Below are 22,786 nucleotides of genomic sequence, written 5' to 3'. Positions count from 1 at the left end.
GGTTTTGTAAAAATAAACAGAATCTCTTATTTTTTCTAGATTAATTGATAAAAAAACCCACAAGAAAACTTGTGGGTTTTTGAATATTTATTTTTCGAAATTACATCGTCTCCATTTTGAAGCTCATGCTTTCGATTACTTTTAAGATGGCTTCTACTGTATCCATTGAAGTTAAACAAGGAACACCGTTTTCCACGCTCATTCTTCTGATCTGGAATCCGTCTCTTTCAGCCTGTTTACCTTTTGTAGTGGTATTCACAACATACTGAACTTTTCCTTTCTGGATCAGGTCGATAAGATTTACGCTTTCTTCTCCGATTTTGTATCCGATTTTGCAAGGAATTCCTTTTTCTCCGAAGAACTTAGCAGTACCTTCCGTAGCCCAGATTCTGAATCCAACTTCATGGAATCTTGCTGCAAGTGCTGCTGCTTCCTCTTTGTGCTTATCAGCTACTGTGAAAAGGATAGAACCGTGCATAGGAACTTTTCTTCCAGCTGCTACCAATCCTTTGTAAAGTGCTTTTTCAAGCGTGGTATCTTTCCCCATAACTTCTCCTGTAGACTTCATTTCTGGGCCTAAAGAGATGTCAACTTTCGTTAGTTTAGAGAAAGAGAATACCGGTACTTTTACAAATACTCCTTCTTTGTTTGGAACCAATCCGTTTTTGTAACCTAAATCTTTCAGTTTTTGTCCCAGAATTGCCTTTGTTGCAAGGTTCGCCATTGGAACTTCTGTGATTTTGGATAAGAAAGGAACTGTTCTTGATGAACGAGGGTTTACTTCGATTACATATACGTTTCCTTCAAAAAGGACGTACTGGATGTTCATTAATCCGATAACTTTTAATCCTTTTGCCAGTCTTTGTGTATAGTCTACCAAAGTGTCAATCTCGCTCTGAGAGATATTTTGCGGCGGATATACTGCGATAGAGTCTCCGGAGTGAACTCCTGCTCTTTCGATGTGCTCCATAATTCCCGGAATCACTACAGTTTCACCGTCACAGATGGCATCTACTTCAATTTCCTTTCCTACCATGTACTTGTCTACCAATACAGGGTGCTCAGGGCTTGCTTCTACTGCATTTTCCATGTAGTGAGCCAATTCTGCTTCTGCATATACAATTTCCATCGCTCTACCTCCAAGAACGTAGCTTGGACGCACCAATACCGGATATCCGATTTCATTAGCGATTTCTATAGCTTCTTCTTTCGAAGTTGAAGTTCTTCCTTTTGGCTGAGGAATTCCCAATTCCTGAAGTGCTTTTTCGAATTTATCTCTGTTTTCAGCTCTGTCAAGATCTTCCAGTGAAGTTCCTAGAATCTGTACTCCGTGAGAGGCTAATTTATCTGCAAGGTTGATCGCAGTTTGTCCTCCGAACTGTACTACAACTCCTTTTGGTTTTTCAAGTTCGATGATGTTCATTACATCTTCTTCTGTAAGCGGCTCGAAATATAGTTTGTCAGAGATTGAGAAGTCTGTAGAAACTGTTTCAGGGTTGTTGTTGATGATAATCGCTTCATAACCCATTTCTTTGATTGCCCATACTGAGTGAACCGTAGCGTAGTCAAACTCGACTCCCTGTCCGATTCTGATAGGTCCAGAACCCAGTACAATGATTTTTTCTTTGTCTGAAACAACACTTTCGTTCTCTTCTTCGTAAGTTCCGTAGAAATAAGGGGTTTCACTTTCAAATTCAGCCGCACAAGTGTCTACCATTTTGTAAACCGGCATGATTCCGTTTTCTTTTCTGAAGTTGAAAATCTCACGTTCTTTTACATCCCAAAGCACTGCAATATTGATGTCTGCAAACCCTAATTTCTTAGCTTCAATTAATGTTTCTTTATCAAATTTGTTGGCAGCGATTACTTTTTCAAAATCAACTAACTTTTTCAGTTTCCAGATAAAGAACTTGTCGATTTTGCTCCATTCTACGATCTGTTCCCAGTCGTATCCTCTTCTTAAAGCATCTCCGATGATGAATAATCTCTCATCATCACATACTCTGATTCTTCTTTCGATTTCTTCAGCAGTAAGTGCCTCAGCTTGTTTTGTTTTTAATCCTAAGTGTTTGATTCCTGTTTCTAATGAACGGATTGCCTTCTGTAAAGATTCTTCCAGGTTTCTTCCGATCGCCATTACTTCACCAGTTGCTTTCATCTGAGTAGAAAGTCTTCTGTCTGCAGTTTCGAATTTATCGAATGGGAATCTTGGGAATTTTGTTACTACATAGTCAAGAGCCGGCTCAAAACATGCATATGTTTTTCCTGTTACCGGGTTCATGATTTCATCCAGAGTCAATCCTACAGCAATTTTCGCTGCAATCTTTGCAATCGGGTATCCTGTTGCCTTACTTGCCAGTGCTGATGAACGGGAAACTCTAGGGTTTACCTCGATGATATAATATTCAAATGAATGTGGATCTAAAGCTAACTGTACGTTACATCCACCTTCAATTCCTAAAGCTCTGATGATTTTCAGAGAAGCATTTCTCAATAACTGATACTCTCTGTCTGAAAGCGTCTGAGAAGGTGCCACTACGATAGAATCTCCTGTGTGAACTCCTACCGGGTCTATATTTTCCATGTTACAAACCACAATGGCATTGTCGTTTGCATCACGCATTACTTCATATTCAATTTCTTTGAAACCAGCGATTGATTTTTCAATAAGACACTGAGTAACCGGACTGTGTTTTAGTCCCAATTCGGCAATCTCTTTCAATTCAGGTTCTGTGGAAGCGATACCTCCTCCGGTACCTCCCATTGTAAAGGCAGGACGAACAATTACAGGATAACCGATCTCATTAGCGAAAGCAAGTGCTCCTTCTACCGTATTTACGATATCAGATTCCGGTACCGGTTCGTTCAGTTCTCTCATCAATTCACGGAAAAGGTCTCTGTCTTCTGCTCTGTTGATGGCAGAAAGCTTAGTTCCTAATACTTCCACTTTGCATTCTTCAAGAATTCCTGATTTTTCCAATTCTACCGCCATGTTCAGTCCTGTCTGACCTCCCAATGTTGGTAATAATGCATCCGGACGTTCTTTTCTGATAATGTGGCTTACAAACTGTAATGAAATCGGCTCGATATATACTTTATCAGCGATTTCCACATCCGTCATGATCGTTGCAGGGTTTGAGTTGATCAAAATTACTTTGTAGCCTTCTTCCTTCAAAGACAGACAAGCCTGCGTTCCTGCGTAATCAAATTCAGCTGCCTGACCGATGATGATAGGTCCTGAACCGATTACTAAAATTGTTTTTATATCTGTACGTTTTGCCATTTTTCTTTTTTTATTAGAGTCAAGAATCTAGAGCCAAGAGCCAATATTTCCAGACTTTATTTTAAATTATTTTTGAATGAGTAAATCATTCTTTGAATTTCAGAAACTTCATTTAATAAAGCATTTACTTTGTCTTCAGTTAAAAGATTCAACTCTTTCACCAAAATCAATTGAGTTTGCAATTCAAATGCAGAGCCTAAAGCAATAGCAAGAAAATGATTAAATTCTTTACTGCTATTTCTCCCAGAACCTTCAGCAATATTAGAAGGAATAGAAATGACACATCTTTTAATTTGAGAAATTAAACCATACTTTTCATCACTACTTATCTCTTTACAAATAATATAAATATTTTTTGCCAACGCAATAGATTTTTGCCAGAAAAGTAGTTTTTCAAAGTTGTGCATCTGTATGTTTTTTCCGTCTTAAGTCTTGACTCTTGGTTCTTGGCTCCTTATTTTATTTTTACTTTTTAAAGTCCTCCATCATTTGAATGAACTCGTCAAACAGGTAGTTTGCATCTTCAGGGCCTGGGCTCGCTTCAGGGTGATACTGAACTGAGAAACAAGGGTGGATTTTGTGTTTTAATCCTTCGTTTGTTCTGTCGTTCAAAGCGATGTGCGTTTCGATAAGGTCTGTTCCTTTTAAGCTTTCCTGATCTACAGCATATCCATGGTTTTGAGAAGTAATGGCTACTGTATTTTTCTCCAGATCCAATACCGGGTGGTTTCCTCCTCTGTGTCCGAATTTCAGTTTGAAAGTTTTTGCTCCACAAGCAAGACCGATTAATTGGTGTCCTAAACAGATTCCGAAGATGGGAACTTTTCCTAATAATCCTCTGATCATATCTAACGCGTGTGGTACATCTTCCGGGTCACCAGGACCATTTGAAAGCATGATTCCGTCCGGATTCATCAATAGGATTTCTTCTGCCGTTGTATCATGAGAAACCACAATGATATCACAGTTTCTTTGAGACAGTTCTCTGATAATTCCCAGTTTTGCACCGAAGTCTACCAATACTACTTTGAAACCTCTGTTTGGGTTAGCATAAGGTGTTTTTGTGGAAACTTCTTCTACCTGATTAGTTGGGAAACTTGTTGATTTCAATTCAGAAGCTACTGCAGCTTCGTCAGCATCAGCGTTTACAATTTTTCCTTTAACAACTCCGGAGTTACGAAGAATTCTTGTCAGTCTTCTTGTGTCGATTCCTGAAATTCCTGAAAGATTTTTCTTTTTAAATAATTCATCTAAAGTAATCTGAGTACGGAAATTGGAAGGAAGATCGCAAAGTTCTTTTACGATAAGCCCTTTGATTGCCGGCTCAATACTTTCATAATCATCACGGTTAATACCATAATTTCCGATAAGCGGATAGGTCATACAAACTATCTGACCGCAATACGATGGGTCAGAAATCAATTCCTGATACCCTGTCATTCCGGTATTGAAAACTACTTCCCCTGCAGTTTCCAATTCTGCTCCGAAACCTTCTCCATGAAACACTTCACCGGACTCCAGTATTAATTTTTTCTTCATTTTAAACTTTTATCTCTTATTATTTTATTATATATTATTAACAGGCCGCCCCTCCGAGGCTCTTTAACTTTTAGCTTCTTACTTTTAACTTGGTTCTTTTACCCTTGTTCTTACTTAAAGGTATATCCTTTACTTTCCAACGCTTCTTTCAAAATGGCCATTCTCGCAAAAACTCCGTTCTGCATTTGTTTGAAGACTCTTGACCTTTCACATTCTACAAGATCTGAATCTATTTCCACTCCTCTGTTGATTGGAGCCGGATGCATGATGATTGCTTCTTTTTTCATGGCCTGTTCTCTTTCTTTGGTCAAACCGTATCTTCTGTGATATTCTGAAGCTGTGAAGCTCATTGCATCATCATGTCTTTCGTGTTGTATTCTTAACAACATCAGAACATCTACTTCAGCAATCAGTTCGTCTACTGACATATAAGTTCCGTTGATCAGGGCTCCTTCGTCAAACCATTGTTCAGGTCCTGAGAAGTATACTTTAGCGCCTAATCTTCTTAAAGCCTCTGCATTGGAGTTGGCAACACGGCTGTGTTTTACATCTCCTACAATTCCTACCTTTAATCCTTCAAACTTTCCAAATTCCTGATAGATCGTCAGCAAATCCAGCATACATTGTGAAGGATGGTTTCCTGTACCATCTCCTCCGTTGATTACAGGGATCTTAATATTCTTTAATTCCTCAAAGTATCGGTCTTTCTTATCGCGGATCACTACAAGGTTCACTCCTATACTTTCAATGGTCTTTACTGTATCATAAAGGCTCTCTCCTTTGTTTACCGAACTGTGTGATGCATCAAAAGGAACTACCTGAAGTCCCAGTTTTCTTTCTGCAAGATCAAAACTTGTTTTCGTTCTCGTACTGTCTTCGAAGAAAAGGTTTGAGCAAAAAACTTCTCCTTCAATTTTAGCAGTTTTCCCATTTGCAAAAGCCATTGCTTCTGTCAGTATACTGTTGATTCTCTCGGTGCTTAGTTCTGTAATCGTAAACATAATTCTTATTTTTGGGCATAAAAAAAGCGAAGACAACAATCTTCGCTTAATAACAATAAATATCGTAAAGGGCGCTTTCGCCCGGTAAATCTAATGATATAAATGCTTTTTTATTCATTAGGTGCAAAGATATAACAATTTTATGAACCTACAAAAATTATGTTTAAAATAAATTAAAAACTTCAGTCTTTCCTTATTCTCATTTAAAATTAATATTTTTGTTAAAACTCAACTCAGTTTATGGATTTAAAAGACAAAATGATTCTCAGTATTATTCAGGAAGACTCTACATTATCGGTTAAGGAAATTTCCGAAAAGATAGGTCTTACCTTTACTCCTACGTATGAGCGAATCAAACAATTGGAGAAACAGGGGATCATTCAGAAATATGTTGGCCTTTTAAACCGTGAAAAACTGGGTTTAAATATTGTAGTCTACTGTAATGTTCGTCTTAAGGAACAATCCAAGAAAGTATTGGAAACCTTTGAGGAACATATTGGAAACTATGATGAAGTACAGGAGATCATCAGTCTTTCCGGAGAGTATGACTATATGTTGAAGATTATCGCCAAAGACATCAATTCTTATAACGAGTTTGCCGTTAATGTTATTTCAAATATTCCTAATATAGGGCAATATCACAGTTCCATCGTACTTCATGAGGTAAAAAAATCTACTAAGTTTAAAATTGATCTGGAATAAATTCTTTTAATTAAACCATTAAGAGCTTTTAAGAGGTGAAGGATAATTAAGGAATTCGCAAGCGAATTTTAAAACTATACAGCTAAAAAATCGCAGATTTTCTTAACTTACCTTACAGTCTTCATCTACCTTAATGATTCAGTTTATCAATCATCAAATTCAAAGAGCGGAATTACAATCCAGCCATTAAGATCACTTAAGCAGTTAAGATTTATTAAAGATTAAGGTTCACAACGAAAAGACAGCAGGCTAAAAATAATTTTTAGAATTCTACTGATACTGCCTAAGTTTTAATGACCTCAATGGCTTAGATTCTAACCCAATAATTTATTTTTCAGTTTATTGAACTGATATTCTATTTTATCCAGACAAAGATTTCCAATACTTCCCTGATGGGTATGTTCAAGATTTCCCTGTTCAAATTCAAACGCGTTGTTTTCAATCTCCTGCCCTACTTTCACATAGGCATCACGGAATGAGCTTCCGTTTTTCACTTCTTCATTGATCTTTTCTACACTGAAAAGATATTTGTACTTTTCATCTTCCAGAATTCCATCTTTTACCTGAATATTGGGTAAAGTATAGCTTAAGATTTCCAGACATTCTTTTAGAGAATCTATTGCAGGGAAAAGAATTTCCTTGGTCAGCTGTACATCTCTGTGATATCCTGAAGGCAGATTGTTTGTCAGAAGAATCAGTTCGTTCGGAAGTGACTGGATTCTGTTGCATCGTGCACGAACCAGCTCAAAGATATCCGGATTCTTTTTATGAGGCATAATACTGCTTCCTGTAGTAAATTCCTTTGGAAAGCTGATAAAGTCAAAATTCTGACTCAGATACAAGCAAACATCATAAGCAAACTTCCCAAGTGTTCCAGCTAAAGTAGCCATTGCCATTGATAACATTTTCTCCGACTTTCCACGGGTCATCTGAGCATATACCGAGTTATAATTCATCGACTGGAAGCCCAGATTATAAGTGGTACTTTCACGATTGATCGGGAAAGATGAACCATAACCAGCTGCTGATCCCAGTGGGTTTTTATTAATGATATTCTTTACAGAAAACAACATTTCTACATCATCCAAAAGCGCTTCTGCATAAGCTCCGAACCACAATCCGAATGATGAAGGCATTGCAATCTGCAAATGGGTATATCCCGGAAGCAGAACATTTTTATGCTGATCTGCCAATTGAATTAAAATCTGGAAAAACTCGTCTGTAAGCGCTGTTATTTCACGGATCTCATCCAGTAAGTACAACTTTATATCCAGTAAAACCTGATCATTTCTAGATCTTGCCGTATGGATTTTCTTTCCTGTATCGCCTAATTCTTCAATGAGAATAGCTTCTACCTGAGAATGGATATCCTCAGCATCTTTATCAATTTCAAAACTACCATCTTCAATTTTACTTAAAATAGTATTCAAAACAAACAACATCTGTTCTGATTCTTCCTGAGTGATAATTCCGGTTTCTGCCAGCATTTTGCAATGTGCCATAGAACCTTTCACGTCATATTTGGCTAAACGTTCGTCAAAGTCAAGATCTTTCCCGACTGTAAATTGATTGACTAATATATTGGTGGCAAGGTCATCCTTCTGCCATATTTTTTTCATGATATAATTTGATTTAAAATATTTGTTGATTTTGACATGCCCGGCAAGGCAATCCTTATTACTATTAACTATAAAAAAACATTTCCTTATGTAAAGCTTTCATTTCTAATTTTCTTTTTTGCATAAATCTTATTAAAAACTAAACTTCAATGCCTGCCGGGCGAAGTCAAAACATATATTGAGCTGGAAGCCTGAAGCTGGAGGCTGAAAGCTGGTAACATACCGTAATAACTTCCCTCTTCCTACATCCATCTTCCATTTTTATAACACTTTTTCTAAAATTCTGATGTAGATTTCTATTCCTTCTTCTATTTCCTGGATATAGATAAATTCATCCGCAGTATGAGAGCGCCTACTGTCTCCAGGTCCCAGTTTTACTGATGTACATGGAATAATCGCCTGATCTGAAGAGGTAGGTGAACCGTAGGTTGTCCTTCCAATTTCAATTCCTGCTTTTACAAACGGGTGATCCATCTCGATTTTTGAAGAATTCAGTCTGAACGATCTCGCTGTTAAAATAGATTTCATCTGAGACTGGATGATTTCAAATGCTTCCTGATTAGAATATTCGTCTGTCACCCTTACATCCAGTGTGAAATTACAAGACTCCGGAACAACATTATGCTGCACACCTGCATGAATTCCTGATAAAGTAACTTTAACTTCTCCCAGATATTCTGAAACCTTTGGGAATTTAAATTCTAAAATATTCTGCAGATCCTGCATACATTTTATAATCGAGTTATCATGATTAGGATGAGCGGCATGAGAAGGAGTACCTTTCATTTCTCCATCAATCACAAGAAGTCCTTTTTCTGCAATCGCCAGATTCATCTGCGTGGGTTCTCCTACAATGGCGAGTTCTACGTTAGGTAGCTGCGGAAACAGTGCTTCAATTCCATCAAATCCTGAGATCTCCTCCTCTGCCGTCAAAGCAATAACTAAATTATATTTTAAATCTTCTTTATCATAAAAATGTACAAAAACCTGCGCCATAGAAACCAAAGAAGCTCCGGCATCATTACTTCCCAACCCAAACAGTTTACCCTCTTTTTCAATAGGAATAAACGGGTCCAGCGTATAAGCTTTATTGGGTTTTACCGTATCATGATGGGTATTCAGCAAAACGGAAGGTTTAAAAACATCAAAATGTTTATTCACCGCCCAGATATTGTTTTTAAAACGTTTGGTAGGAATCTGGTGTTTTTTGAAAAAATTTTCAATTTCTACCGATGTATTAAACTCATCTTTACTGAATGAAGGAATCTCAATCAAATTTTTAAGCAATCCGACCGCATTATTCAATAGCTCTTCTTTATTATAAACAGATTTCAGTTCCTGCATGATGATTTTCTATATGGTTTTTCAATTCTGTTTCTTTGATCAGAAACACTTTATCTACATTATTTTTTATGGCTCCGAGAGCATTTTCAAGTTTGGGTAAAATCCCTTTGTGAAGCTTTCCTTCTTCTTTTAGTGTGGTAAAATCTTCTTCAGTAACACTTTTGATCACTGATTCAGGATCGTTCACATCTTCTAAAACGCCTTCTTTATCAAAACAATACAACAATTCAACTTCATATTTTTCTGAAAGAGCCTGCGCCATTACAGAAGCAATGGTATCTGCATTGGTATTGAAAAGATTTCCTTTTCTATCGTGAGTGATTGCTGAAAATACAGGAACAAGATCCAGCTTGATTAATTTTGAAACCAGCTTCCTGTTCACACTTTTCTTATTGATATCTCCAACAAATCCAAAATCGATTTCAGGATGTACTCTTTTTTTGGCCTTAATTAAGTTACCGTCAGCCCCGGAAAAGCCTATAGCATTGCATTTTTTATGCTGCAGTTTCTCAACAATATTTTTATTGATTCCTCCTGCATACACCATCGTTACAATATCCAATGTCTCTTTATCCGTAATCCTCCTTCCGTTGATCATTTTCTGCTCGATGCCCAGTTTATCAGCCAGCGTTGTCGCTAATTTGCCTCCACCATGTACAAGGATCTTCCTTTCCTGAATTTCAGAAAATTGTTCTAAGAATTGGGTTAATAATTCCTCATCATCAATTAAAGCTCCGCCAATTTTTATGATGTATAATTTTTCTTTCATTTGTCAACTTTTTGAGATCCTTGCCTCTTCTATCCTTGTCAAGATTTTGAACCTTGATAAGGATAATTATTTGGCTTTTAATTCATCTAAAATTTCACTGAACACAGCTTGTGCAGAGAAAATACGGTTTTTTGCCTGCTGGTAGATAATAGAATGATCTCCATCCATTACTTCATCGCTCAATTCCACATTACGGCGAACCGGAAGACAGTGCATCACTTTTGCATCATTGGTATTGGCTAGCTTATCGTTGGTAAGCATCCAATCACCTTTTACTTCAGGCATTGCAGCATAGTCATCAAAAGAAGACCAGTTTTTAACATAAATAAAATCTGCATCCTTCAAAGCTTCATCCTGATCATGGAATACTGTCACATCTTTTGTAAAGTTTTTATCCAGATCATACCCTTCGGGATTAGCAATTACCAATTCCACATCCATTTCCTGCATCCATTCTGCGAAAGAATTTCCAACTGCATGAGCAATAGGCTTGATATGCGGTGCCCAGGTCAATACCACTTTTGGCTTGTGGTCTTTTTTCCAGTTTTCTGTAATGGTAATACAGTCTGCCAGACTTTGCAACGGGTGACGGGTTGCAGATTCCAGAGAGATTACAGGTACTTTTGCATGTTTTTCAAACTGACTTAAGATACTTTCATTTACATCGTCTTCCTTACTCTTCATTCCCGCAAAACAACGTACCGCAATGATATCACAATATTGGTTTAAAACCTCAATCGCATCTTTGATATGCTCCACTGTATCACCGTTCATGACAGCTCCGTCAGCAAATTCAAGATTCCAGGCTTCCTGCGCAGCGTTTAACGTCAAAACATTTAAACCAAGATTTTGTGCTGCAATCTGACTGCTCAGACGGGTTCTCAGGCTTGAATTTAAAAATACAAGTCCGATTGTTTTTCCCTTTCCTTTTTCTGTTTCAGTAAGGGGGGCTGCTTTTATTTCTAAAGCTTTTTTTATGATTTCCTGTAAGTTTTCTACATCACTTACAGTGGTAAATTTTTTCATTTTAAATTGATTTTAAAGATTGTGTTTACACATTTTTGTCATTCTGAATGAAACTCAGTGGAATGAAGAATCTATAATAAACAACAAAGAGATTCTTCCTTCGTCAGAACAACAAATACTCCACTAAACTTCTTTCATTTTGTTTTTCAGTCTCTTAGATATTTTCTAATACCACTTTCAAAGCATTGATGAAAAGATCTGTTTCCTCTTTTTTGATATTCAGTGCCGGAAGAATCCTTAGTACTGTTTTATCATTAGAGTTCCCTGTGAAAATATGATGATCGAACAATAAGCTTTTTCTTATTTCTGAACAGTCTCTATCGAGTTCTATTCCAATCATCAATCCTTTCCTTCGGATGGATTTAATATGTGGTAAATCTTTAATTTCATTTTCAATATATTCGCCCATTTTCTGAGCATTTTCGAGAAGATTTTCATCTTTGATGACATCCAGAACAGCAATAGAAGCTGCACAAGCGAGATGATTTCCTCCAAATGTAGTTCCCAGCAAACCGTTGCTTGCCTGAAACTTAGGATGAATCAGAACTCCACCCACTGGAAATCCGTTCCCCATTCCTTTTGCTGTAGTAATAATATCTGCCTCTACACCAAATTCCTGATGAGCAAAGAAATATCCGCTTCTTCCATATCCGGACTGCACTTCATCCAGAATAAGAACAGCATCATATTTTCCGCACAGTTCTTTGATTTTAGATAAAAATTCCGGTGTTGGAATCATAATTCCTCCTACTCCCTGAATTCCTTCGATGATTACCGATGAAATTTCATTTCCAAATTTTTCAAAGGTATCTTCAAGCTGCTGTACATCATTCCATTCTGATTTGATAAATCTTTCGGAAAAGTTAACCGGAGCAACAATCTTCGGATTATCAGTCACAGAAACTGCAGCAGAAGTTCTACCATGGAACGAACCTGAAAAATAAAGCACTTTGCTTTTTCCATTATGAAAAGAAGCAAGCTTCAATGCATTTTCATTCGCTTCTGCTCCGGAATTACATAAGAAAAGGTTATAATCTTCATATCCTGAAAGTTTCCCTAATTTTTCAGCTAATTCTGTCTGCAATTCATTCTGAACGGAATTGGAATAGAAAGAAATTTTTTCCAGCTGATCCTTTAATTTGTTTTGATAATAAGGATGGTTATGCCCAATGGAAATGACAGCATGACCTCCGTAAAAATCAAGATATTGTTCTCCTTTATCATCCCAAAGAAAAGACCCCTGAGCTTTAACTGGATTTATGTTGAATAATGGATATACGTTGAATAAATTCATTTTTGTTGCTAGTTGTTAGTTTGATGGTTGATCGTTGAAAGTTTGCAGGTCTAAAAGTTATTCTTCGCACTACTGCAACCTATCATCTGCAACCTTCTACCTTATTAATAAATTAGAATGCTATTGGCTTCAGGCTCAGTCCTTCATTTTCTTCCCAGTTCATGGCCAGATTCATATTTTGAACTGCCTGTCCCGAAGCACCTTTTAACAAATTGTCAATCGCTGAGTGAATAACGACAACATTTCCACTCTTTTCGATCTGAATCACACAGCGATTGGTATTGACAACCTGCTTTAAATCAACTGCCCTGCTACTTACCGTAACAAAAGGCTCCTCCGCATAGAAATCCTGATATAATTGTTCTATTTCCTCCAACGTCAAATCTATCTTCATGGTGGAACTTGTAAAAATCCCTCTTGCAAAATCTCCTCTCCATGGAACAAAATTCAGGTTTACTTCTTTATTATTAAATGAAACCAGTTGCTGCAAAATCTCATCTACATGCTGATGAGTTAATGTTTTATAGGCTGATACATTATCATTTCTCCAGGTAAAATGAGTGGTAGCCTGCAAAGACTGTCCGGCTCCCGTAGAACCTGTAATCCCTGTAGTAAAAACTTCACTTAATGCTCCTTTTTCCGCTAATGGCAATAAAGCCAATTGAATGGCTGTTGCAAAACATCCCGGGTTGGCAATGCTTTTTGCACCTGCCAGTTGTTTTTTATTGATTTCCGGTAATCCATAGATAAAATCTCTGTTTTCGAAATTTCCTTTTAAACGGAAGTCGTTTCCAAGATCTATAACCAGCGTTTCATCTTTAACAGGATTCTGAGTTAACCAGTTTTGACTTTCTTTATGAGGAAGACACAGAAAAAGAATATCTACGTTTTCAGGTTTATCAGTCAAAACCATTTCGCAAACTGTCGTTAAATCCGGGTACAGATCCGAAATTCTTGTTCCCGAATTTGAACGACTATATAAAAAACTCAATGTCACATGGGGATGAAAAGCCAGTAAGCGTATCAGCTCACTTCCTGTATAACCGTTGGCACCAATTATTCCTACTGTTTTCTTCATTTTGATTCTGACAGCGTTTTGTTCTGTCTTTCATTACATCGTCCTTTCGGAACTAGTTGATATTTTGGTTAATCTGGTGGTATATATTTAAAGAATTGCTTACAATCTTTGTGTATCCCTTTACATCATCACCTGTCCAAGCTCTGTTGGCTTCTCCATAGCTTCCGAATTTATCAGACATCAGATCATGAGCAGATTCAATTCCATTCAAAATAAATCTGTATGGATGAAGGGTTACAAATACTTTTCCACTTACTGTTTTCTGAGAATCTGTCAGGAAAGACTCAATATTTCTCATAACAGGATCTAAGAAAAGTGCCTCATGAAGCCAGTTTCCATACCAGTCGGACAACTGAGACTTCATCATTTGCTGATATTTTGAAAGGGTATGCTTTTCCAATAAATGGTGTGCTTTGATGATCACTGATGCGGCTGCCGCTTCAAATCCTACTCTTCCTTTAATCCCAACAATGGTGTCTCCTACGTGGATATCACGGCCGATTCCGTATGCTGAAGCTAATTCTTCTATTTTTTGAATGGCATTTACTGAATGTTCAAAGCTTTCTCCGTTTACTCCTACAACTTCTCCGTTTTTAAACTCGATCTCCAGTTCTGAAGGCTGAGTTTCTTTGATTTGAGACGGAAAAGCTTCTTCAGGAAGATAATTTCTTGAAGTTAAAGTTTCTTTTCCTCCTACTGAAGTCCCCCAAAGTCCTTTATTTACGGAATATTGAGCTTTCTGGAATTCCATTTCATAACCGTGATCTTTCAAAAACTCAATTTCCTCTTCACGGGATAAAGCCATATCGCGAATTGGTGTAATGATTTCAATATTCGGACACATCACCTGGAAAATCAAGTCAAAACGAACCTGATCGTTTCCAGCCCCTGTACTTCCGTGAGCAATAGCATCTGCTTTTACTTCAATCGCATATTTTGCAATTTCCTGCGCCTGAATAGTACGTTCAGCACTTACAGAAAGAGGATACGTATTATTTTTCAGTACATTTCCGAAAATCAAGTATTTCACACATGAATTATAATAATCTTCCTGAGCGTCTACACACCTGTATTCTTTTACCCCAAGGTTTAAAGCTTTTCTCTCCAACTCTTTTTCTTCTTCTTTTGAAAAACCTCCGGTATTTACAGTAACTGCATATACATCATATCCTAGTGTTTCACTAAGATATTTAGCACAGTAGGAAGTATCTAAACCTCCGCTAAACGCTAAGATGACTTTCTTTTTCATCTGGACTTCTTTTATTTTTATTAATTGTCAAATGGAACTCACCAACGGAATTTTGCGCAGAATACCCAAAATCGGTTTGGCTCATTTCATTATATTTAGTTTCAGGTAGATTATCTACTACCTCATCTTTTTTTTTATCATTTTCAGGAACAAATAACATGGCTGTACACAGGCAGTTCTTGCGTTCCTTCATCATTAAAATTTCATAGTTTACACAGTTCTTGCATCCATTCCAGAATTCCTCATCCTGAGTCAGTTCAGAATAGATTACCGGTTTATAGCCTAAATCGCTATTGATTTTCATCACTGCCAAACCTGTTGTTAATCCAAATACTTTCGCATCCGGATACTTATCTCTAGATAATTGGAAAACTTTCTGCTTGATCTGAGTTGCTACTCCCCCGTTCCTGAATTTCGGTGACACAATCAGCCCCGAATTGGCCACAAACTTTCCATGTGACCAGGTCTCTATATAACAGAAACCTACCCATTCACCGTTTTCAGTGGCTACCACAGCATTGCCTTCTGAAATCTTCTTACTCAAATATTCTATAGAACGTTTTGCGATACCCGTTCCTCTACGCTGTGCAGAATCGTACATTTCCTGCTGTATTTCACTCACATACATTAGATGTTCGCATGAGGAAATTTCTATTTCCATTTATTTATCTAAATTTTTTGGCAAATTTAAAATATAATTTCTTTTAAATCCAAATAAAAAAGATATTTTTTTTGTTTTAAAATTTTAAACAGGTAAAATTATCTTTACAACAAAATATATATTTGCTAATTTATTATATATTTGCTAAAATAATATAGTTATGGAAAACACTTGTCCTAAATGCAAGAGTACCAAAGTGGTAAAAAGCGGTATTATCAATGAGAAACAGCGCTTCCACTGCAAAGACTGCAATTATTATTTTACCGTTAAGAAACTTGGAAAACAAATTGATGATTACTATGTCACCAAAGCACTTCAGCTTTACCTGGAGGGTCTAAGCTACCGTGAAATTGAAAGAATTATCGGCGTTTCACACGTTACCATAAGTTCATGGATCAAAAAATACAATATCACCAGACCTCCTCATTCTGAATTCCATCCTGTCTATAAAATATTAAAGCAGAGTGAACTCATTGAGTATATCGCTCAGGAAGAAAACATTAAAAACTCCGGGATTATCATCACTCAGTTTGCTGATAAATACATGTTAATTAAATGGGAAAGGTTTAAGAAATAAGTAAGGAATGAAGATAGCAGATTAATATATAACAGACTGATAAATAATATATTTGACATCTCATTTGTATATAAAATATACTATTACCACCAATATATATTAAATTTTCATAAATAAATTATTAATTACAATTTGGCATTCACAAAAAACAACGCCAAAAATTGATAATTTATGAAGAAATTACTCACATTCATTGGATTAGCTTTAATCAGCAGTTCCGTATACTCACAAGGCTCTCCTGATTATGGCAATGGCTTAAAGATAAACCTCAATCAAAATGGTGATAAATTCGTCAGATTTATTTTGTGGGACCAGTTTTGGTTAAGAAACACTTCCATGAACCCCGGAACGATGGTAGGTGGCGAACCTACTGACAACTCCTGGAGCTTAGGAAACAGACGGTTACGTGCTCTTACTTACGCACAGATCTCTAAAAGATACATGATCCTCCTCCATTTCGGAATTAACAATCAGACTTTCATCAATGGCGGTGCCTCAGGTACTTCGGGAACAGGAGGATATGGAAACGGAAAGAAAACCCAATTATTTTTCCATGATGCCTGGAATGAATATGCAGTTATTTTACCTGGAGAAGCAGGAAAATTCAGTTTAACTTTAGGAGCAGGTCTTCATTACTACATGGGGCTTTCCCGTATGACTATGGCTTCTACGCTTAATTTCCTAACATTAGATTCTCCCGTTTTCTCATGGCCGTTAATTGACAATTCAGACCAGTTTGCAAGACAGCTGGGAATGTTTGCAAAAGGAAAATATGGTAAACTAGAATATCGTTTCAGCTTGAATAAGCCTTTCGCAACGGATCTTACCCCGGTGAACGTAACAGATCCTTCGAAAGCTGCAGCAGTAGACAACAATGGAAATCCAAGTTTCTCAAAAGCAGGATATATTGAATATCAGTTCCTTGACGAAGAATCCAACACACTTCCTTTCAAAGTGGGATCTTATCTTGGAACGAAAAAAGTTTTCAATGTAGGTGCCGGTTTTTATCACCAGGCAGACGGAACAAGAACTTCTGTGAACTCCAACATTGAAAAGCACGACATTACTCTTTTTGCAGTAGATGCTTTCGCCGATATTCCTTTGGGTGAGGCAAAAAACAAAATGGCCGTTTCAGCATATGCCGGATATTACAACTACAACTTTGGACCTAATTATGTAAGAAATCTGGGAACTATGAACATTGGAGCATCTGATCCTAATTTTATCGGCAATAAAGCCATCGCAGGAGCAGGAAATCTGCAACCTACTATCGGAACAGGTAATATTATCTACGCACAGGCCGGTTTACTATTACCCAGCCAGGCAGAAAAACCAAAAATCAGAATACAGCCTTTTGCAGCCTATACCCACAAAAGTTTTGAGGCTTTTGATAAATCATCCTCACAGTTTGATGTAGGAGCCAATTGGTTCATAGATGGGCATCATGCTAAAATCACAACACAATATTCAACAAGACCTGTTTATACAAGTCCTACGGAAAGTCCTTCTTCTAAAGGGGAGTTTATTGTGCAGTTTCAAATCTATTTGTAAAGTTTAAACCATTAAGAAGAGTAAAGATTGTAAGATGAATTAAGGATACGTTCCCAAAATTCAAATAATTTGACTCTTGTCATTGACTACGTCGAATCTTTGATTTCTGACGAAGGAAGAATCTTACTAACAGCCAGACACACATGAGATTCTTCATTACATTTCATTTCATTCAGAATGACACTTTTGAAATAACCCCAAAGCATTGAACTTAATCATAAAGTCCTTAATGGTTCAAAAAAAATCAAATTAAAATCCTATTCCAATAACATCAAAAACTAATCTATATGAGCGAAAATCATCACGAAACCTACGAAAATATGACCGACAGGCAGAAAAACCGCACCATCTGGAGCGTGATCACTGCCTCATCTCTCGGAACATTGATAGAATGGTATGACTTCTATATTTTTGGAAGTTTAGCCGTTGTTTTAGCAACCAAGTTTTTCCCTGCTGATAATCCTACTGCAGCATTCTTATCTACATTAGCAACATTTGCTGCCGGATTTGTTGTAAGACCTTTCGGAGCATTATTTTTCGGAAGACTCGGAGATATTATCGGGAGAAAATACACTTTCCTTGTTACGTTACTGATCATGGGATTTTCTACTTTCCTGATCGGATGTATTCCAAGTTATAAAACCATTGGATTTATGGCTCCGGTTTTAGTTTTAATCTTGAGACTACTTCAGGGACTTGCTTTAGGAGGTGAATACGGAGGTGCTGCCACTTATGTAGCTGAATATGCCCAACCTCATCGCCGTGGATACTGGACTTCATGGATCCAGACTACCGCAACAGCCGGCCTGTTCATTTCATTAATCGTTATTTTAATTACCAAGACAACACTTTCTGCAGAAGAATTTGACAATTGGGGATGGAGAGTTCCTTTCTGGATTTCTATTTTAATGGTGGCTGTATCTTACATTATCAGAAAGAATATGAAGGAGTCGCCTCTTTTTGCGAAAGCTAAAAGTGAGGGGAAAACATCCAAAAACCCCTTAAAAGAAAGCTTTGGGAATAAATACAACTTTAAGTTTGTCTTACTGGCTTTATTCGGGGCTGCGATGGGACAAGGAGTCATCTGGTATACAGGGCAGTTCTATGCTATGAGTTTTCTTCAAAAGGTAATGAATGTAGAATCTGCACAGGTGGATTCATTAATGGCTACCGCTTTATTTTTAGGAACTCCTTTCTTTGTATTTTTCGGATGGCTGTCTGATAAAATCGGGCGAAAAGCGGTGATGATGACGGGAATGCTGGTTGCAATTTTAGCTTACAGACCTATTTACGACAGTATGTTCAAAAGTGTAAACCTCGAAAATAAAACGGTTGCACCCAATGGAATTACAGAAAAAAGAACTGCAAAAATCCACAGTGAGATTGCTACAGACAGCCTGGTTACTTTTCACAAAGAAACACTTTATACAGATGGAACTTTAATCAAAAAAGACAGTATCGTTCATTGGTCGCCTGCAGGAGTTGTCATGAAAGACGGAAAAGCTGAGGAAGCCAAAGTTTCTCAAAGTTTAAAATTAAGCGATAACACCAAATGGTATCTGGTCTTCCTTGTATTCATTCAGGTGATATTTGTAACGATGGTATACGGACCTATCGCAGCGTTCCTTGTTGAAATGTTCCCTGTGAGAATCCGATACACCTCAATGTCATTGCCTTATCACATCGGAAATGGGGTATTTGGAGGACTTCTTCCGGCAGTGGCAACTTATCTGGTAACTACCGGAAAAGAAGCGGGACATGCGACATGGTATCTGGAAGGACTGTGGTATCCGATTGGAGTTGCCACAGTATGTTTGATCATCGGATTATTTTATCTTAAAAATAAGAACAATAATCTTCACGATTAGGCACTGAATCACTCAAATTTTTATTAATTTTAAAACAACTAAAATGAACGGACTAAAAAAAATATTAGGCATTCTCTGGATCGCTATCGCGGTGATTGTAGGATATTTCGGAATTACCGTATTGGGAATCCCAAAAATCACTTCCGGAAAACAGGAAGATCTGGTTTTTGGCATCATCATTCTTTTTGTACTGATGCCGATTATCTCAGGCGGAATGGCCATTTTCGGTTATTATGCTTTAAAAGGAGAATATTCCGACGATAAAATTTAAAAGCAATATGGATAATTGATGAATGCTGTCATTCATCAATTATCTTTTATCAAAAATCATTTATGAAAAAAAGACACGAACAAAAGCTTATTATACTGAGCATAGGTCTTATGATCGCTTTCAGCATTCCTATTTCACTGCTTTTCAACAGTGACAAGGAAGCTTTGGGCTATCCTACGATTCTGATCTACCTGTTCGCGGTCTGGATGATTTCCATTGTGATTTCTTTTGTAATTGTAAAAAGACATGATGAGTAGTTTCGCATTATTTTTTGTTGTTCTGTTTTACCTTGCTCTTCTTTTCTTAGTTGCTCATCTGGCAGAGAAGAAAAGGAGTAAACTATGGATCAACAATCCTTACATTTATGCTTTGTCTCTTGCAGTATATTGTACAGCATGGACATACTATGGAAGCATTGGTGTGGCAGCGACAAGCGGACTAAACTATCTTCCGATTTACATTGGCCCTATTATGATTATTCCGGCATGGATTTACATTAATACCAGGATTGTAAGGATTTCAAGAGTTAACAAAATAAGCAGCCTTGCCGATTTTATTTCATTGAGATATGGTAACAGCAGAAGTCTGAGTGCTATCATCACCATAGTCTGCCTTCTGGCAATCGTTCCATATATTGGGCTGCAGATCAAAGCCATTTCCGAAACCTTTCACCTGGTAACGGAAACACCGATGTCCAAAGATATTCTGACTGATAATGCGACTTTCGTAGTCGTTTTAATCGCCTTATTTTCTTCTTATTATGGCACCCGATATGTGGACGCTTCTGAAAAACGTTTGGGTATTATTTCTGCCATTGCACTGGAAAGCTTTTTAAAACTATTCTTTATTATTATTCTCGGACTTTTCGTGATCTATTATGCCTTTGATGGATTCTCAGATATTTATGAGAAAGCCAGCAAGTTTGAAGATTTTAAAGAAAAAAATACATTCAACGGGATTGAAGGTGCTATGAACTGGATGATTCTCTGCATGATTTCCGCTACGGCGATCTGCATTTTACCGAGACAGTTTCACACCGCAATTGTTGAGAACAGGCAAGAAAAACACATCAGAACAGCCATATGGTTTTTCCCGCTTTATCTTTTAATCTTTACTATTTTTATTTTCCCGATTGCATGGGGAGGAAGGCTGATTTTTGACGGACAGAAAGTAAATCCTGAGTTCTACTCTATCCTTATTCCACAGCATTTTGATAATACTTTGATCACTGTGCTTGTTTTTCTTGGAGGATTAAGCTCATGTATTTCCATGATTATTATTTCTGCAATCACTTTATCTATCATGCTTTCCAACAACCTGATCATCCCATATGGATTGCTTGGAAAATTGAAATCTGAAAGTGAAGAAAAAAATACAAGAAGTATTACCAATATCAGAAAATTCAGCATTTTTGCTCTGATCATCATGGCTTTTGCCTTTTATAAATATTTCATTCTGAAAACCTCACTGGATTCTGTAGGATTAATTTCATTTGTGGTGATTGCACAATTGGCCCCTGCATTTTTCGGTGCCTTATTTTGGAGAAGAGGAAGTTATAAAGGCGCTGTTACAGGACTTTTAGCTGGATTAGTAATCTGTTATTTCGGACTGATTATTCCACAGTACTATTTTTCATACAATCAGGAGTTTAAAGGAGTAATCAGGGAAATGTATGACGCTTTCGGCTTTTTTACCATCCCTTATCTGGAAAGAATTCCTCAGATCTTTTTCTGGTCGATGCTCGTAAATACAAGCCTGTTTACTATTGTTTCCGTAAGTTCTAAAGGCAATTACCGTGAAAGAAACTTTGCTGAGCTGTATGTAGATATAGACAAGTATATTCAAAATCATGAAAATGCTTTCATCTGGCGCGGAACAGCCTACATTTCGGATATTCAGAATATTCTGGAACGTTTTTTAGGCAAAAAAAAAACAGAGCAGGCACTCCGAATTTTTAATTTAAAATATAACATCGACTCCAAAACGGAAACTGCAGACTCAAGATTTATTAAATTTTCAGAGAACCTTTTGGCAGGAAGAATCGGCACCGCTTCAGCAAAAATTTTGATTGAAGGTGTCACCAAAGAAGATAAAATATCTTTAAAGGAGGTTTTGAATATCCTCGAAGAATCACAGGAAAATATCAGCTTAAATAAGCAACTTACCGAACAGTCTGAGGAACTGCAGAAACTTTCTGATGACTTAAGAACCGCCAACGAAAGCCTCATTGTCAAAGATCGTCAAAAAGACGACTTCCTTGACTCTGTTGCCCACGAACTGAGAACCCCTATCACTGCTATACGCTCTGCCGGAGAAATTTTAGCCGATGATGACGATATTCCTTTCGACATCAAACAGGAATTTTTAAACAACATCATTACAGAATCTGACAGATTGAGCGAAATTATCAATGACATTCTTTATCTGGACAAATTACAACACGGTGAAATCTCCTTACACATTCAGGAAAATACTATTATTGAAACTTATAAAAAAGCACTAAACCCGCTTCTTCATCTGATACAGCAGAAAAATATTCATTTAAGTGAAGTTAATCTCCTGAATCATTTTATATTTGAATATGATGAAGCGAGAATGATTCAGCTGTTTCAGAATATCTGGGGAAATGCCTTAAAATTCACAGAAGAACAGGGAACAATCCAGACCAAGTTATTTGAAAAAGACGGACAGCTCACCATCACTATTTTCAACACCGGGAAACATATTCCGGAAGAGGATCTGGAAATGATTTTCGACAAATTTTATCAATCGAAAAATCAAAATATTTTAAAGCCTACAGGAAGCGGACTGGGACTGGCCATTTCCAAAAAGATAGTACAGGCGCACGGAGGAAATATAAAAGCAGAAAACAGCGGACTGGGTGTAACTTTCACCATAAGCATTCCCGGAAAAACTAAAAAAGAGATTACAAATGAAGTTGAATACCATTAAAA

General features: G+C 37.1%; 19 protein-coding genes. 7 read left to right on the top strand and 12 right to left on the bottom strand.

The window, feature by feature from the left end:
- Window positions 1-100 precede the first annotated feature (100 nt).
- The 4 genes from carB to LKL37_RS02940 all read right to left on the bottom strand — a co-directional run bounded on the left by carB (window position 101) and on the right by LKL37_RS02940 (window position 5,823).
- A complete protein-coding gene (gene carB, locus LKL37_RS02955) occupies window positions 101-3,283 on the bottom strand; it encodes a carbamoyl-phosphate synthase large subunit (protein ID WP_431609109.1) in 3,183 nt (1,060 codons plus the stop codon).
- A 56-nt stretch (window positions 3,284-3,339) separates the two neighbouring features.
- The gene (locus LKL37_RS02950) at window positions 3,340-3,690 is read right to left on the bottom strand and encodes a four helix bundle protein (protein ID WP_105701632.1); all 351 of its coding nucleotides are present in this window, start codon (window positions 3,688-3,690) and stop codon (window positions 3,340-3,342) included.
- 58 nt (window positions 3,691-3,748) lie between these two features.
- Complete coding sequence (locus LKL37_RS02945; RefSeq protein WP_431609108.1) at window positions 3,749-4,822, bottom strand: carbamoyl phosphate synthase small subunit; 1,074 nt, start codon at window positions 4,820-4,822, stop codon at window positions 3,749-3,751.
- A gap of 110 nt (window positions 4,823-4,932) precedes the next feature.
- A complete protein-coding gene (locus LKL37_RS02940; protein ID WP_431609107.1) occupies window positions 4,933-5,823 on the bottom strand; it encodes an aspartate carbamoyltransferase catalytic subunit in 891 nt (296 codons plus the stop codon).
- Window positions 5,824-6,063: 240 nt separating this feature from the next.
- Here LKL37_RS02940 and LKL37_RS02935 point away from each other — a divergent pair, with 240 nt between their 5' ends.
- Window positions 6,064-6,525: an Lrp/AsnC family transcriptional regulator gene (locus LKL37_RS02935; protein ID WP_431609106.1), complete on the top strand. Its 462-nt coding sequence runs from the start codon at window positions 6,064-6,066 to the stop codon at window positions 6,523-6,525.
- Between the two features lie 314 nt (window positions 6,526-6,839).
- Here LKL37_RS02935 and argH read toward each other — a convergent pair whose 3' ends face one another.
- From argH to LKL37_RS02895, 8 genes are all read right to left on the bottom strand, one after another.
- Complete coding sequence (gene argH, locus LKL37_RS02930; protein WP_431609105.1) at window positions 6,840-8,144, bottom strand: argininosuccinate lyase; 1,305 nt, start codon at window positions 8,142-8,144, stop codon at window positions 6,840-6,842.
- A gap of 261 nt (window positions 8,145-8,405) precedes the next feature.
- Window positions 8,406-9,488, bottom strand: a complete 1,083-nt coding sequence (locus tag LKL37_RS02925; protein WP_431609104.1) for a M20 family metallo-hydrolase — start codon at window positions 9,486-9,488, stop codon at window positions 8,406-8,408.
- On the bottom strand, window positions 9,463-10,257 hold the full coding sequence (gene argB / locus LKL37_RS02920; RefSeq protein WP_407293081.1) for an acetylglutamate kinase: 795 nt from the start codon (window positions 10,255-10,257) through the stop codon (window positions 9,463-9,465). The genes LKL37_RS02925 and argB overlap by 26 nt, the downstream gene beginning before the upstream one ends.
- Window positions 10,258-10,323: 66 nt before the next feature.
- Window positions 10,324-11,283, bottom strand: coding sequence for an N-acetylornithine carbamoyltransferase (locus LKL37_RS02915; protein ID WP_431609103.1), 960 nt, complete (start codon window positions 11,281-11,283; stop codon window positions 10,324-10,326).
- Between the two features lie 154 nt (window positions 11,284-11,437).
- Window positions 11,438-12,577: an aspartate aminotransferase family protein gene (locus tag LKL37_RS02910; protein WP_431609102.1), complete on the bottom strand. Its 1,140-nt coding sequence runs from the start codon at window positions 12,575-12,577 to the stop codon at window positions 11,438-11,440.
- Between the two features lie 112 nt (window positions 12,578-12,689).
- Window positions 12,690-13,655, bottom strand: coding sequence for an N-acetyl-gamma-glutamyl-phosphate reductase (gene argC, locus LKL37_RS02905; RefSeq protein ID WP_431609101.1), 966 nt, complete (start codon window positions 13,653-13,655; stop codon window positions 12,690-12,692).
- Between the two features lie 52 nt (window positions 13,656-13,707).
- Window positions 13,708-14,904, bottom strand: coding sequence for an argininosuccinate synthase (locus LKL37_RS02900; protein WP_431609100.1), 1,197 nt, complete (start codon window positions 14,902-14,904; stop codon window positions 13,708-13,710).
- A complete protein-coding gene (locus LKL37_RS02895) occupies window positions 14,876-15,565 on the bottom strand; it encodes a GNAT family N-acetyltransferase (RefSeq protein WP_431609099.1) in 690 nt (229 codons plus the stop codon). Before LKL37_RS02895 ends, LKL37_RS02900 begins: the two co-directional genes overlap by 29 nt.
- Window positions 15,566-15,725: 160 nt before the next feature.
- Between LKL37_RS02895 and LKL37_RS02890 the strand changes: the two genes are divergently transcribed.
- The 6 genes from LKL37_RS02890 to LKL37_RS02865 all read left to right on the top strand — a co-directional run bounded on the left by LKL37_RS02890 (window position 15,726) and on the right by LKL37_RS02865 (window position 22,784).
- Entirely contained in the window at window positions 15,726-16,142 is a 417-nt protein-coding gene (locus LKL37_RS02890) for a transposase (protein WP_431609098.1), read from the top strand.
- A gap of 171 nt (window positions 16,143-16,313) precedes the next feature.
- The gene (locus LKL37_RS02885) at window positions 16,314-17,693 is read left to right on the top strand and encodes a porin (protein ID WP_431609097.1); all 1,380 of its coding nucleotides are present in this window, start codon (window positions 16,314-16,316) and stop codon (window positions 17,691-17,693) included.
- 287 nt (window positions 17,694-17,980) lie between these two features.
- Window positions 17,981-19,561, top strand: coding sequence for an MFS transporter (locus LKL37_RS02880; RefSeq protein WP_431609096.1), 1,581 nt, complete (start codon window positions 17,981-17,983; stop codon window positions 19,559-19,561).
- A 43-nt stretch (window positions 19,562-19,604) separates the two neighbouring features.
- Window positions 19,605-19,832: a DUF6814 family protein gene (locus LKL37_RS02875; RefSeq protein WP_047423321.1), complete on the top strand. Its 228-nt coding sequence runs from the start codon at window positions 19,605-19,607 to the stop codon at window positions 19,830-19,832.
- 62 nt (window positions 19,833-19,894) lie between these two features.
- Window positions 19,895-20,089 (top strand): hypothetical protein, encoded by a 195-nt coding sequence (locus LKL37_RS02870; protein ID WP_431609095.1) that lies wholly within the window; start codon window positions 19,895-19,897, stop codon window positions 20,087-20,089.
- Entirely contained in the window at window positions 20,082-22,784 is a 2,703-nt protein-coding gene (locus LKL37_RS02865; RefSeq protein WP_431610429.1) for an ATP-binding protein, read from the top strand. The genes LKL37_RS02870 and LKL37_RS02865 overlap by 8 nt, the downstream gene beginning before the upstream one ends.
- Window positions 22,785-22,786 lie beyond the last annotated feature (2 nt).

The organism is Chryseobacterium sp. 'Rf worker isolate 10', assembly GCF_050753305.1.
In the GTDB taxonomy this organism is placed as follows: domain Bacteria; phylum Bacteroidota; class Bacteroidia; order Flavobacteriales; family Weeksellaceae; genus Chryseobacterium.
The sequence above is the reverse complement of the archived record's forward strand: the minus strand, read 5'-3'. Positions and strand labels throughout refer to the sequence as shown.